This is a genomic window from Isoptericola sp. NPDC019693 (genome assembly GCF_044389085.1).
Lineage (GTDB): Bacteria > Actinomycetota > Actinomycetes > Actinomycetales > Cellulomonadaceae > Isoptericola.
The window spans coordinates 458,358-472,033 of sequence record NZ_JBIRXP010000004.1 but is presented as its reverse complement, the minus strand read 5'-3'; the positions used below and the strand labels follow the sequence as shown (position 1 = coordinate 472,033).

The 13,676-nt window shown below is 70.8% G+C and carries 11 protein-coding genes and 1 tRNA gene; 6 read left to right on the top strand and 6 right to left on the bottom strand.

The features are described 5' to 3' along the window. The first annotated feature begins 39 nt into the window (after positions 1-39). On the top strand, positions 40-2,421 hold the full coding sequence (locus tag ACH436_RS14640; protein WP_430560917.1) for a GH32 C-terminal domain-containing protein: 2,382 nt from the start codon (positions 40-42) through the stop codon (positions 2,419-2,421). A gap of 430 nt (positions 2,422-2,851) precedes the next feature. Here the strand turns inward: ACH436_RS14640 and ACH436_RS14635 are convergent, their stop codons facing one another. From ACH436_RS14635 to ACH436_RS14615, 5 genes are all read right to left on the bottom strand, one after another. Continuing rightward, a complete protein-coding gene (locus ACH436_RS14635) occupies positions 2,852-3,100 on the bottom strand; it encodes a DUF2630 family protein (protein ID WP_430560916.1) in 249 nt (82 codons plus the stop codon). After that, the gene (locus ACH436_RS14630) at positions 3,097-4,524 is read right to left on the bottom strand and encodes an FAD-dependent oxidoreductase (protein WP_430560915.1); all 1,428 of its coding nucleotides are present in this window, start codon (positions 4,522-4,524) and stop codon (positions 3,097-3,099) included. Before ACH436_RS14630 ends, ACH436_RS14635 begins: the two co-directional genes overlap by 4 nt. A gap of 27 nt (positions 4,525-4,551) precedes the next feature. Next, positions 4,552-5,796 carry an amino acid permease gene (locus tag ACH436_RS14625; protein ID WP_430560914.1) on the bottom strand — a complete coding sequence of 415 codons (1,245 nt, stop codon included), beginning with the start codon at positions 5,794-5,796 and terminating at the stop codon, positions 4,552-4,554. Between the two features lie 37 nt (positions 5,797-5,833). Continuing rightward, a complete protein-coding gene (locus ACH436_RS14620; protein ID WP_430560913.1) occupies positions 5,834-6,661 on the bottom strand; it encodes an alpha/beta hydrolase in 828 nt (275 codons plus the stop codon). A 116-nt stretch (positions 6,662-6,777) separates the two neighbouring features. Further along, positions 6,778-9,528 carry an AAA family ATPase gene (locus ACH436_RS14615; protein ID WP_430560912.1) on the bottom strand — a complete coding sequence of 917 codons (2,751 nt, stop codon included), beginning with the start codon at positions 9,526-9,528 and terminating at the stop codon, positions 6,778-6,780. Positions 9,529-9,653: 125 nt separating this feature from the next. On the opposite strand from ACH436_RS14615, the gene ACH436_RS14610 reads away from it, so the two are divergent. From ACH436_RS14610 to ACH436_RS14600, 3 genes are all read left to right on the top strand, one after another. Further along, the gene (locus ACH436_RS14610; RefSeq protein ID WP_430560911.1) at positions 9,654-10,490 is read left to right on the top strand and encodes an alpha/beta fold hydrolase; all 837 of its coding nucleotides are present in this window, start codon (positions 9,654-9,656) and stop codon (positions 10,488-10,490) included. A 98-nt stretch (positions 10,491-10,588) separates the two neighbouring features. Continuing rightward, the gene (locus tag ACH436_RS14605; RefSeq protein ID WP_430560910.1) at positions 10,589-11,455 is read left to right on the top strand and encodes an alpha/beta fold hydrolase; all 867 of its coding nucleotides are present in this window, start codon (positions 10,589-10,591) and stop codon (positions 11,453-11,455) included. A gap of 61 nt (positions 11,456-11,516) precedes the next feature. After that, positions 11,517-11,903: an SgcJ/EcaC family oxidoreductase gene (locus tag ACH436_RS14600; RefSeq protein ID WP_430560909.1), complete on the top strand. Its 387-nt coding sequence runs from the start codon at positions 11,517-11,519 to the stop codon at positions 11,901-11,903. Between the two features lie 205 nt (positions 11,904-12,108). Here the strand turns inward: ACH436_RS14600 and ACH436_RS14595 are convergent. Next, positions 12,109-12,192: transfer RNA gene (locus ACH436_RS14595), tRNA-Leu, on the bottom strand. A gap of 254 nt (positions 12,193-12,446) precedes the next feature. On the opposite strand from ACH436_RS14595, the gene ACH436_RS14590 reads away from it, so the two are divergent. Together ACH436_RS14590 and ACH436_RS14585 are read left to right on the top strand one after the other, a co-directional pair. Then, positions 12,447-13,166, top strand: a complete 720-nt coding sequence (locus ACH436_RS14590) for an FhaA domain-containing protein (RefSeq protein WP_430560908.1) — start codon at positions 12,447-12,449, stop codon at positions 13,164-13,166. A gap of 10 nt (positions 13,167-13,176) precedes the next feature. Then, positions 13,177-13,674 carry an FHA domain-containing protein gene (locus ACH436_RS14585; protein WP_430560907.1) on the top strand — a complete coding sequence of 166 codons (498 nt, stop codon included), beginning with the start codon at positions 13,177-13,179 and terminating at the stop codon, positions 13,672-13,674. Positions 13,675-13,676: the final 2 nt, after the last annotated feature.

The window sequence follows — 13,676 nt, the reverse complement described above, 5'->3', positions numbered from 1 at the left end:
GACCGAGAAGTAGGCCCGAATGACAAGGAGCTTGTTGCGATGACGGAACAGCGACGGACACACCGGGGCACCGGGCGCGTGCTGGGGCGCAGGACGTTCCTGCGCGGCGCGACGGTGATGGCAGCGGCGGCGGCCGTAGGTGTGCCACGACCGATCGCCGCCGGCGCGACCGGTGCCACAGAACCGGTGCTGCACCTGACCTACGACGAGGCGAACGGATCCACCGAGTTCCTGGACACTGCGGGCCAGCGGACGTTTAGCGCCCACGTGGCGAAGAACCCGGCCGAGCGCGTGCCGGGCGTGCAGGGGAACGCCTTCCGCACCGACGGGTTCTCGACGTGGGCCACGGGTGAGTTCACCGCGCCGATCACCTCGCAGATGACGGTGCAGACCTGGATCGCCCTGGAGAGCTATCCCTCCGGCACCGAGAAGCCCTACGAGGAGCTGTCCTCCTCTTCGATCATCCACCAGAAGACCGACGGCGCCGGCTTCGACATCGGCATCAACACCTACGGCGAGTGGTGGTTCACCGCGACGATCGACGGGCAGGCGCGCACGCTCAAGGCGCCTTGGCTGTTCCCGTTGTACGAGTGGGTACACGTCGCCGCCGTCGTGGACGGCGACGCGGGCGAGCTGCGGCTCCAGATGGACAGCAGCGCCGGGACCCAGGAGGCCCGCGTGGCGATCCCCACGGCCTCGACCTTCGACCAGGCCACCGGTGCGCCGCTGGTCATCGGGAAGGCCGCCGAGGACGAGATGATGGACATCTTCCTCGTCAACGCCCTGGACGCGGCGTACGACGACACGAAGATCTACACGGTCGCCCGGGACAAGGCCACCATTGCCGCTGAGTACACCGCGGGGATCGAGGGCGCCGGCACCGCGGACGAGGCCCTGCAGGTCACGGCGCTGCGGTTCGCCGACGACGTGCTACGGCCCCGTTTCCACGGGATGCCGCCGGCGAACTGGACCAACGAGCCGCACGGCCTGGTCGAGCACGGCGGCAGGTACCACCTGTTCTACCAGCGCACCCCGAACGGCCCGTTCAAGTCGCAGATGCACTGGGGCCACATGTCGAGCGCCGACCTGGTGACGTGGAAGCACCAGCACGACGCCCTCCTGCCGGAGCTCAACGACCGGGAGGCCACGCTCGGAGCGGTGGCCGGCGAGGGCCTCACCGGGCAGGGCTCGAAGGGCATCTGGTCGGGTGACGTCGTGTCGGTCGAGGGCACCGCCTACGCGTTCTTCACCACGGTGAACTACGGCGGTCCGTTCGACCCGGGAGTCACCCGGGCCACCAGCAACGACCCGGACCTGGCCACGTGGACGAAGGACGCGGCCGGGCTGTTCGACAAGACGGGCGTCAACGACATGCGCGACCCGTACCTGTTCCAGGACGGCGACACCTGGCACATGATCGTCGGCGCCGCCGTGGAAACCGGCGGTGGCCTCGCGCACTACACCGCATCGAGCGTCGGCGGGCAGTGGACCAGGTCGCAGACGCCGTTCTCCACCGTGGGGTTCGGGTCGATGGACATCGGCTCGGTCATCTGGGAGATGCCGGTGTTCGAGAAGCTCGGCACGCACGACGGCACCGACGTGTACATCCTCGTGGCCAACCCCATCGGTGGCGCTGTGTCCAAGCTGACCGAGCCGTACACCCGGGGCGTCTACTGGACCGGCACCTGGGACGGGATGCAGTTCACGCCGTTCGAGGCCAAGCCCAAGCCGCTGGACGTGATCCATGGGCACCTGTCACCCGCAGTCGCACGCGACGCCGACGGCAACCTCGTGGGGATCGGCATCGTCGACGAACGGTCCAGCTCGCAGATGCAGCTCGACCTCGGCTGGGCGCACACCTACAGCCTGCCGCGCGAATGGCGCCTGCTGGCCAACGGCAGGTCCCTCGGACAACGCGCCCTGCCGGGCCTGCAGACGCTGCGCGGCACCGTCACGACCGACAACGACATCATCGTCAGCGGCGACCACCGGCTGGCCGCGACAGGCAACCAGGTCGAGATCCTCGCCCAGGTCGACCCCACCAGCACCGGGACGGCCTACGGCATCAGCGTCGGAGCGTCGCCCGACAACCAGGAGATCACCCGGATCTACTACGACGACGGCGACCTGGTCATCGACAAGACCAGCTCGAGCACCGGCTTCGACAACGAAGAGGCCGTGCTGCTACGCGCCCCCTACGACGAGGCCGCCTTCGGCAAGCCCTCGACGTTCCACATCTTCGTCGACCACTCGGTCATCGACGTCTTCATCAACGACGCCGCCGCGTTCTCCAACCGCATCTACCCCACCCGCAAGGACGGAGACGCCGCCCTGAGCACGGGAATCCTGCTGTACTCCGCAGGAGGGGAGACCACATTCAGCAGTGTCGACGTCTGGCCACTGAAGAACAGCATCGACTGACAGCGAACCGCACCGTGAGCGCGACCTCGAGGTCTCGCTCAGGCACCGGGAGACCCTTGCGGCGGGCCGTCGTGAAGCTCTCGCCGACGGGCGGAGCTGCCGTCTCCCGGCCCCTGCCCCGCCATGCGCGACGTGCGCGCCACCGACCAGGTATCCGGCCAATCTGCCTGGAACGACGAAAGTCCCGGCCGAGTGTGCTCGGCCGGGACTTTCCGTCATCTGGGCCCCCTACAAAGCGGGAATCCCCCGCTTCACGTGGGGGTTTCGGAAATGCTCTGTCCAGCACCGATGGGGAGGGCCCCGGCTCTCCAGGCACACCTCAAGCCAGCCGTCAGGCACACCTGCGAGCCCCTGGCGCGAGCTTCTGCGCGCCTGATCTCGGTCTCGATGAACAGACGCGAGCGGACGTGCGCCCACGCGAGTCCTCCTCCTACTGCCGGTAGCCCTCGACGACGCTGGAGGAACGGACCTTCACCTGGTTCGGATCGCGGCCGAACTCCCGTGCTGCTTCTCGCTGACACAAGAGGTCCCAGCACTGGTCGAGCTGGATCTCCGTCTGGGTCAGCTCGGAGTGTTCGGCGGTGGCGTCGAGCAGACCGGCTGCCCGGCGGGCGCGAAGGTCGTGCTCGCGGGAGATCAGGGTGCTGATGGTGGCGCGGATGTCGGGGTCGGTGGTCATGACTGCTCCTGCAGAGGCTTGAGGTTGGCGAAGAGGTCGTTGAACGCTTCGGTCATGGAGGGGTGGGTGTAGATCTCGTCGCGCAGCTGCGTCGCGGTGATGCCGTGGCGCATGGCGAGAGCGACGGTGTTGATCGTTTCGTGGGAGTCGTGGCTGAGCATCGTGACGCCGAGGATCTGGTCGGTCTCGGCGTCGACGACGGCCTTCATGAGGCCGCGGGGGTCGTGCACGATGCGCGCTCGAGGGACGGTCGCCATGTCGGCGACCTGCCGTACGGCGAGGAGCAGGGGCCGCCCGGTAGCCCGAGCTTCGGTCTCCGTGAGCCCGACGCGTGCCAGGGGCGGGGTCATGAAGAGCGCCGAGGCGACCGCCTTACGGTCGGCGGTGGTGCGCGCGCCGGTGCTGACCAGGTCGTCGAGCACGATGCGGTAGTCGTCGAGGGAGACGTAGGTGAACTGCGGTCCGCCGTTGACGTCGCCGATCGCGTACACGTGCGGCTGGGAGGTGCGCAGGTGCTCGTCGACGACGATGGCGCCGCGGTGGTCGGTGCGGATGCCCGCCGCTACGAGATTCAGGCCGTCGGTGTGGGGCCGGCGGCCGAGCGCGGCGAGCACGGTGTCGGCGGGGACGGTCTGCTCGACGCCGTTGTCGTCGGTGTAGGTGACGTGAGCGCGGTCGTCGTCGTCCTTGATGCCGGTGATCGTGACACCAGTGCGGATGGTGACACCCGAGGAGGTGAGGATGTCGGCGGCCGCGGCGGCGACGTCGGCGTCTTCGGTGCGCAGGATGCGGTCGCCACGTTCGAGCACGGTGACCTGGGCGCCGAAGGCGGCGTGCATGGAGGCGAACTCGACGGCCACGTACCCACCGCCGATCACGACGAGGTGGTCGGGTCGTTCGTCGCGGGCGAGCAGCTGGGTGCTGGTGACCACGTGGGCGCTCTCGCGCAGCCCGGGAAGAGGTGGGAGGTCGGGGTCGGCTCCGGTGTTGATGACGATGGTGCGGGCGGTGACCTGCATGGTGTCGTCGCCAGCCTGCACGGTGAGCGTGTGGGCGTCAGTGAATGCCGCGGTGCCGGTAATCACGGTGACCGTGTCGAGGGTGTCGAGCATCGCGAAGTTCTTCCCGCGCAGCAGTGCGGTGAGGTCGTCGGTGCGTCGTGTGGCCTGACGGTATCGGTCGGGTCCGGGAAGGTCGCCGCCGGTGTTCTCGGCGTCGTACACGAGGGCCTTGGTCGGGACGCAGCCGATGTTGATGCAGGTGCCGCCGTACATCTGGTCGGACTGCTCGATCATCGCGACGCGGGCGCCGCGCTTGGCCATGGCGGCGGCGAGGGTCTTGCCGCCCTTGCCGAAGCCGATCACGGCCAGGTCGACGTCGAGCGTGGTGGGCAAGGTCTGGGGTTCGGGTGCCTCGGTGGTCATGGTCGGTCTCCTGTCTGGGCGGCGTGATCAGGGGCGGGGGGTTCGGGCGTTGTCATCAGCGCCGAGTGGTGGCGTGGCGGGTGCGGGGTGTGCTGCGGGACGGGCTGGGTGGTGTCGAGAGTGCCGGGCGTACGCGATCGCGGCCACCGCGATGACGGCGGGGACGATGAGCGCGGTGCCCGCGCTGAGGAGGAGCCCGGCGACGGCGGCGGCGCAGGCCATGGCGGTCCAGCGCGCTGGGCTGTGGCGTGAGAGCAGTCGTACGGCGGCGAGCAGCACCGTCAGGTAGACGGGCAGCTGGCTGGCTGCGCACACCACGACCAGCGTTTCGACCGGCGTGGTGGTGACGGTAGCGAGGCTCAGCGTGACGGCGATGACGGTGCCGACCACGGCCAGGGACCGGTGGCGTGACCCGGTGACCGGTTGGGCCACGAGCGTGAGGCTGTAGGTGTAGGCGGCGGCGTTGTTGAGGGCCACCACGGGCGCGAGGACCACCGCGCCCAGGGCGCCGACGGGCCCTAGCGCAAGCTCGAGCAGCTGGGCCACGGGCGCCGGGCCGGGCTGCGGCCCGAGCGCGAGGATCTGGCCCAGCGTGAGGGTCAGGAAGAGCAGCCCGACGATGAGAACGGCACCGGTGGTCACACGGCGCAGGGTGCGCCCCCGGTCGGCGAGAGAGCCGGCGAAGTTGGCGGCGGCTTCCCAGCCGGTGAGGATCCACGCCAGGACCAGCGCGGCGGGGAGAACTGCGGTCCACCCGTGGGGGGCGACCGGCTGCAGGTGGGACGAGTCCCAGCGGCCTGCGGTCAGCACGACGGCCATCAGGACGACGGCGGCGAGCAGGATGGTCAGGGGCAGGTTCAGCACGTCGACCGGGCCCCGTGGCCCGAGACAGGCGACCAGTGCGGCGAGGGACAGGGCGATGCTGGTCACCAGCACCGTCACCCGTCCGCCACCGGTGAGTGCTGCGACGTACTCTCCGGCGATCATGCCGAGCGCGGGGACACCGACCGGCACTCCGAGCACGAACCAGGCCCGCACCACCGTGGCGGCGGTCGTGCCGAAGGCGAGGCGCGTGTACTGGACCACGCCGCCGCCCTGGACGCCGGTGTGCCGTTCGAGCGCCACGAACGTGGCGGCGACCCCGGCCGAGAGCAGGAGCAGGCCGGCCACGGCCACCACGGCGGCCGGCCCCGCGGTGGCGGTGGCCACCGCGGGGAGGGTCAGCAGACCGGGGCCGGCGACCGCCGCGACATACAGCGCGGTGCCCCGCACGGTCCCGATCCTTGGCGTTGCCATGGCCGGGGCCTCGTCACTGGCCGTCGACGGTGCCGACGACGGACCGCACGTCCTGGCGGGCGAGCCAGCCCAGGGCGTAGTCGGCCACCCCGTGCCAGCCGTGGTCCAGGACGAGGGAGTGCCCCTTGTCGGCGAACTGGCGCAGCTCGACCGAGGGAGTGTCGCCGTACAGCTTGTACGTGGCCCGGGTGACGACGTCGGGCACGGTGTGGTCCTCCTGGCCGGACATCAGCAGCAGGGGGCCACGGTCGGCCGCGTGCACGTCCACGGCCGCGGCCGAGTGGGGCGTGAAGTTGGCGAACGCCGCCTCGAACAGCGGACGTCCGGGCGAGGGGATGGCGTACGCCTCGAACAGCTGGCGAGACTCGGCCTCGTCGACCGCGTTCGCGAACGCGTACCGGAACTGGTTCGGGGTCAGGGACACCGAGCGGTGCTTGTTCGCGGGGTTGCTCAGCGCCGGGAAGCCGGCGCGAAGCTGGGAGAACGGCAGCGGCTTGACGCCCTTGATCTGCGTCGGGTCGATCGCGACGGTCGCCCGTGCCAGGCCCGCGGCGGCGAGCTTCTGGGCGATCAGGCCACCGAACGAGTGCCCGATGATCACGGGCTTCTGGTCCAGCCCGGCGATGATGCGGGCGTAGTGGTCGGTGACGTCCTGGACGCCGAGACCCGCGACAACGTCCAGGTTCTCCCGGGCCGCCTTCACGGTCTGCGGCTCGTTCGGCCAGCCGGGAGCGATCGGCTCGTAGCCCTTGTTGCGGAACAGCTCAACCCACGGGTCCCAGGACGTGGCATGCAGCCACAGTCCGTGGATGAAGACGACGGGGGTGTGGATGGCGGTCATCGGTGTCTCCTCGAGTCTGGGCCCGGAGGAGCTCCGGGCGATGACCTCAGACTCGTGCCGGCACAGGGGGCCTGGGATGAGCAGGACGACCTAATCCGACGACCTACGTCATGCCGTCAGTCGGTTGCCGGCGCGGGGTCGTCGAGGCCGGACCGCTCCAGCGCGGCGCGCAGCGACGCTCGGTTGGTGACCCCGAGCTTGGGGAACGCCCGGTACAGGTGAGCACCCACCGTGCGCGGGGACAGGAACATCCGCTCGCCGATCTGCTTGTTGCTGAGACCCTCGGCGGCGAGCCGGACGACCTGCAGCTCCTGGGAGCTCAACGAGACCGGTGCGAAGGCACCGTGGTGCACGGTGGTGCCCGCTGCACGAAGCTCTGCCTGGGCTCGGACCACCCAAGGGGCCGCGCCCAGCTCGGTGAAGATCTGCACGGCCCGCTCCAACACCTGCCGCGCCCGTGCGTACTGCCGCACGCGGCGCAGCCAGACGCCGTGCGCGAGGGCGATCCGGCCGTGCTCGAACGGGAAGGACGCCGTCCCAGGGTGCGACTCGGCAACCTCGAACAGGCGGCCGGCGTCCTCGTCGTCGGCCGTCATCGCCCTCGCGCCGGCGACGACGAGCCCGAACCGTGGTGAGAGCTCGCTCAGGCCGTGATCGACCGCCGCCTGTGCGTGGCGGCGGGCCTCGTCGAGGTGGCCCGACCGCACGGCAGCCTCCACGAAGTCCAGGACTCCGCGCACCGCCTGGTGGGAGTACGCCGAGAACTGCCCAGGACCGGTGATCGCGCACGCCGCGGCGTAGGCGTCCTCGTACTTGCCGTCGCCGAGCGCGCGCAGCACCGCGGTCAGCTGGACGTACCCCAGATGGAGGCCGAGGCGTCGAGGACGTGCCCACGCCTCCACCTCCTCGGCCAGCGACGCTGCCCGCCCCGCGCCCCCGCGACTGGCGGCCAGGACGCCGAGGTAGATGAGGAACTGGTGGGCGAAGAGCACGTACCCGTGCTCGCGAGCCAGGTCGAGCCCTTGGCGGCCAGTCTGTTCCGCGGCACCCCACTGCCCCGAACCGATCTGGTCCAACAGCTGCAGGTGCATCATCGTCATCGCGTTGGCCACGGCGCCGCTCTGCCGCTCCGCGCGCACGGCGTCCGCCAGCACCGACCGGTACTCGTCCAGGGCGTCGGTGTAGTACGCCGCCACGCCGAGGCGCATGACGTCCCACGGGTCGTGCTCGTGGATTCGCTCGAGCTCCTGGATGACCCGGTCGCGCACGCCGGGGCCATGACCGGCGACGTCGCCCCACGCGTCCCGGTAGATCAGGGACAGCGGCTCGGCCTGCTCGCCGAGAGCATCGATGGTGCGATCGGTCGCCGACCACAAGGCGGGGTCGGCGGCGTACTGGGAGACCGCGAGCAGCAGGTTGACCAGACGCGCGCGCGTGACTGGGTCGAGGCCGTCCGAGCGGTCCAGGAGGCTCACCAGACGGCGGTGGGTGGAGACCACGTCCCCGTCTTCGTACAGCGCCGCATAGGCCTGCGCCATGACGCCGGCGGCGGCCTCCTGCGGGTCGTGCACCTGGACCCCTGCCATCAGCTCACGCGCCGTACCGAGCTGCGCGGACTGCCCGGCCACGTAGGCGGCCTCGGCCAGGCGGCGGCTGCGGGCCTCGCCGCGCGGGCTGAGCTCGGCCGAGCGCTGCAGGAGTCCGATCGCCGACACCGCGCCGCCGCGACGCATCGCCAGGTGCGCCGCGGCCTCCAGCTCCGCGGCGACCGCCTCGTCCGGGTCGATCGTCGCCGCCGCGAGATGGCCCGCCCGGCGCACCAGGTCGTGGGGGTAGCGACCGGCGAGGACGGTGTGCGCATCGCGCCGTTCGTTCACCGTCGAGCTCTGCACCACCGCCGAACGCACGAGCGGATGACGGAACATCAGCTCTCCTGCGTTGTCCAGGCGCAGCAGGCCCAGCTCGATCGCCGCGTCGACGCCACGCATCGGGTAGCGCCCGGCCCCGGCCGGACCCGCTGACGCAGCAGCCGCGCCGTCCAGCGCCCCACGCAACAGCTCCCGACGTGCTGCCGCGTCCAGCTCGCCCAGACGACGGCCGAACACCCGCTCCAGTCGACGCGTGAGCGGGACCTCGCCCCGGGCGGCGAGGTCGCCGCTGTCCGTCCCAGGCCACCCAGACCGGCCCAGCTCCTCCAGCGCGAGCACGTTGCCGGCCGCCGCGGCAAGCACGCGCTGACGTGCCTGTCCGGTCAGCTGCGGGTAGCGCGAATCGAGGAAGAACTCCGCCTCGTCGGGCGTCAGCTCCCGAACCGGCACCTCCTGCAGTCCAGAGGAGTCGAACCCGCCCTGCTCCCCCGCGCGCATCGCGACGAGCATCCGGACCGGCTCGCCGCCGTTGAGCCGACGGGCCACGAAGGCGACCGCCTGGGCACTGACGTCGTCGAACCACTGCACGTCGTCGATCACCACCAGCACCGGACCGTGCGCGCCGGCAGCCTCGGCAAGGGCGAGCAGGGCCGTCCCGCAGGCCATCGGGCTCAGGGCTCCGGAAACGTCGCCGGTCAGCACCGCCGAGAGCACCTGCTGCTCGGCATCGTCCACGCCGGTGCGGTGAGCACGCAGGGCGTGCACCAGCTGGTGCAACCCCGACAGCGGAAGCGCGCTCTCGGCCTCGACCCCCGTGGCGCGCACGACGGTATGACCCGCCTGCACGGCCTGCGTGACTGTCGCGTCGCACAGGGCGGACTTGCCCACCCCAGGGCCTCCCCGCAGCACGAGCGCGCCATCGGAGCGCCCCGAGGCGAGATCGGCCAGCATCGCGACCTCGACCTCACGACCCACCAGTCCTGGACCCACCACGCTCACGGTGCCTCCCGCGCTAAGCCGTCGAGACAGTCATTTGGCCGATCCCGCGGGATCCCCTGCCGACGCAATCTCGGGGAACGGCACCAGCCCGGTGCCAACAACCCAGAGAATCTCGGAGGCACCCCATGAACCGCAACCCCAGCCGAGCACGGCGACGCTTCTCCGTGCTGGCGATGCTGACCGCCCTGCTGCTTCTGGTCTCCGGCGGCACGATCGCCACCGCCGACACCACGGCAGGTCGCACCACCTCCGCCAAGCCCACCGTCGTGCTCGTGCACGGCGCCTGGGCGGACGCCGGAGGGTTCGCCGCCGTCGAGACGTCCCTCGACCTCGCCGGCTACAAGGTCCAGGAGTTCGCCAACCCCCTGCGCTCCCTCGAGAGCGACTCGGCCTACCTCGCCGCCTACCTGCAGCAGCGCACCGAGGGCCCGGTCATCCTGGTCGGGCACTCCTACGGCGGGGCCGTGATCACCAACGCCGCCACCGCCGACCCGGACGTGAAGGCACTCGTCTACATCGACGCGTTCGTGCCCGACCAGGGCGAGAGCCTGACCGACCTGCTCACCCGCCAGGGCCCGGTCGACCCGACCCAGCTGTTCGACTTCGTCGGCTACCCCGGCGCCCCCGAGGGCGACGCGGACCTGTACCTGAAGGACGAGGTCTTCCCCGTCGTCTTCGCCAACGGCCTGCCGAGCCTGGTCCAGTCCCAGCTCCTGGCCTCCCAGCGCCCCCTGGCGGCCAAGGCCCTCGCCGAGCCGTCGGGTGAGCCCGCCTGGAAGACCCTGCCGTCCTGGTACGTCAAGGGCAGCAAGGACCAGATCGTCCCGCCGGCTCTGCAGCAGTTCATGGCCGACCGCGCCGGCGCCACCGTGACCACCGTGTCGACCGGGCACCTGGCCATGGTCGCCCGACCCGACGTCGTCACCGCGACCATCCTGCGGGCCGACCGCGCCACCCGCTGAACCCTGCTCATCACCCCAAGCCCCGGTGGGCCGGCAGGAGACATCCCCGGCCCACCGGCTGGCACCCCCACCATTCCCACCTCCCGAAGGAGAGCACCATGAGCACCGTCCACCACCGCACCACGACCGTCCTTGGCCGCACCGTCTTCTACCGCGAGGCCGGCGACCCCGACCGCCCCACGATCGTGCTGCTGCACGGCTTCCCCACCAGCTCCTTCATGTTCCGCCACCTCATCCCCCAGCTGGCCGGTCAGTACCACGTGATCGCGCCCGACCACATCGGTTTCGGCCTCAGCGATGCACCCTCGGTCGACGAGTTCGACTACACGTTCGACCACCTCACCGACGTCACCGAGGCCCTCCTGACCCATCTCGACGTCGAGCACTACGCCCTGTACGTCCAGGACTACGGGGCCCCGATCGGCTGGCGGCTCGCCCTGCGCCACCCCGGCGCCGTCACCGCGATCGTCACCCAGAACGGCAACGCCTACGAGGCCGGCTTCGTCCGCGCCTTCTGGGACGGACTGTTCGCCTACGCCAAGAACCCCGGCCCCGACACCGAACCCGGCGTCCGCGCCGCCCTGGCCCTGGAGTCCACCCAGTGGCAGTACCTCAACGGTGTCCCCGACCCCAGCCGCGTCAGCCCTGACACCTGGACCCACGACCAGGTGCTCCTGGACCGCCCCGGCAACGACCTCGTCCAGCTCGCCCTCTTCCGCAACTACCCGACGAACGTCGACCTCTACCCCGCCGTCCACGAGTACTTCCGCACCAGCCAGGTGCCCCTGCTCGCCGTGTGGGGCGAAGGCGACGGCATCTTCGGCCCGGACGGAGCCACCGCGTTCCGCGACGACCTGCCCGACGCCGAGATCCACCTGCTCCCCAGCGGCCACTTCGCGCTCGAGAGCGAGCTCGACACCATCACCACCCGCATGCAGGACTTCCTCGCCCGCCACCTCGGCTAACACCCCGGCTGGGCCGCCGCCATCACCCGCGGCGGCCCAGCACCCCAGTCAGGAGACCCCCATGACCACCACCACTGCAGCAGTTGAACCCCGACACGTCGTTGACACCGTCCTGACGGAGTGGAAGCACCACGTCGATGCCCACGACCCCGACGCCGTCGCCACCGTGTTCACCCACGACGCCCTCTTCCAAGGGCTGCGACCCACACACACCATCGGACGCGACTGCGTCCGGGCGTACTACGACGCCCAGCCGCACGGCATGACGGCCACCTACGACGTGCTCGACGCCCGGACCCTGAGTGACCGGGCCATCATCGCCTTCGCGCGCCTGACCTTCGGCTTCGTCGACGGACGGACGATCGCTGTCCACCTCAGCGCGATCGCCGAACAAGACGGCCCAAACTGGCGCATCAGCCACTACCACGTGTCCCGCATCCCGGCTTGAGCAACCCTCGACGTACGACCCACGCGGTCGCTCCGCGCGACGTCCTCCTCGAGCAGCCCGGACCCGACAGTCCGGCCCCGGCCGCTCGACACCGAGCGGCCCGGGCCGGACTCCCCATCCCGAGAACGAGAAAGTCCCGGCCGAGTTGAACTCGACCGGGACTTTCCGTCATCTGGGCCCCCGACTAAGCGGGAACCCCCTCACGTGCGCGAGGGGGGAGTTGAACCCCCACGCCCTTTCGGGCACACGGACCTGAACCGTGCGCGTCTGCCTATTCCGCCACTCGCGCGTGCCGCAGAAGATTAGCACGGCGCGGGGGGTGCTCCCCAATCGCCTGTCGGGAGCCCCGCGGGGCCCGGATCCGGGCCGGTCCCGGGGCCCGTGACGGCGGTGACGGGCGTCACCGGGCCGTGACCTGCCGGTTCCGCTTCTGCCCCGAGCGTTCGCAGGAAATCCACACCGCGCGGAGGAGTGGTGCTGCAGCGCTGCCTACGATCTAGATAGTCTGCCCGCGGACGAGTCGGGCCAATGGGAGGAGGTGGCATGGGCGCCCTGGATCGCTTCGAGAAGAGCGTGGAGCGCGTGATGAACAACGCGTTCGCGAAGGTGGGTCGCAACAGCGAGATCAAGCCGGTCGAGCTGGCGAGCCGCCTGCGACGCGAGATCGACGACCGCGCCGCCGTCGTCGGGCGCGACCGGACGGTCGTGCCGAACGAGTTCACGATCGAGCTGTCGTCCGCGGACTTCTCGCAGATCGACGCCTGGGGCGCGGAGACGATGGCCGACGAGCTGGCCACGAACCTCACCGAGTACGCCGCCTCGCAGCACTATGCCTTCGTGGGCCCGGTCAGCGTGTCGTTCGAGGAGCACGAGGACCTGCCGGGCGGCCGCTTCCAGCTCCGCTCCGCGACCGTGCGCGGCAACGTCGCGCCGGCCACGTCGGCGGCACCGTCCACACGCCACCCGCTCATCGACATCGACGGTCAGCGCTACCTGCTCACCGGCCCCGTCACGGTCATCGGTCGTGACGCCGAGGCCGACATCGTCGTGGACGACCCGGGCGTCTCGCGCCGCCACCTGGAGATCCGCGTGACCCCGGAGGGCGTCGTCGCCACCGACCTCGGCTCCACGAACGGCCTGTTCGTCGAGGGCCACCAGGTGCCCGCGGCGACCCTGCTCGACGGCAACACCCTGACCATCGGCCGTACCCGCATCATGTTCTGGACCGGCAGCGCCTCGGGCCAGCAGACCGAAGGCTGGTGATCCCCCCAGGATGAGTGAGCTGACGATCACCCTGCTGCGGCTGGGCTACCTGGTGCTGCTCTGGGTGTTCGTGCTCTCCGCGATCGCTGTGCTGCGCCGGGACCTGGCGCCACGCGGTACGCCGCGCGCCTCCCGCGCCGAGCGCCGTCGCACCGAGGCCGCGCCGCCCGCCGCAGCCGCCGGCGTCCCCTCCGCGCCCACGCCCGCCCGCCGGTCCGGCCCCACCCGCCTGGTCGTGACGGCCGGCCCGCTCACGGGCACCACCCTCCCGCTCTCCTCGGCGTCGATCCTCATCGGTCGCTCGCCGGGCTGCACCCTCGTGCTCGACGACGACTACTCGTCGTCGCGGCACGCCCGCATCTTCCCGCAGGGCGACCAGTGGTACGTCGAGGACCTCGGGTCGACGAACGGCACCTTCATCGGGGACTCCCAGGTGTCGGGACCGCAGCCGCTGGCGCCGGGTGTCGGCGTCCGGATCGGCCAGTCCGTCGTCGAGCTCCAGGGGTGACC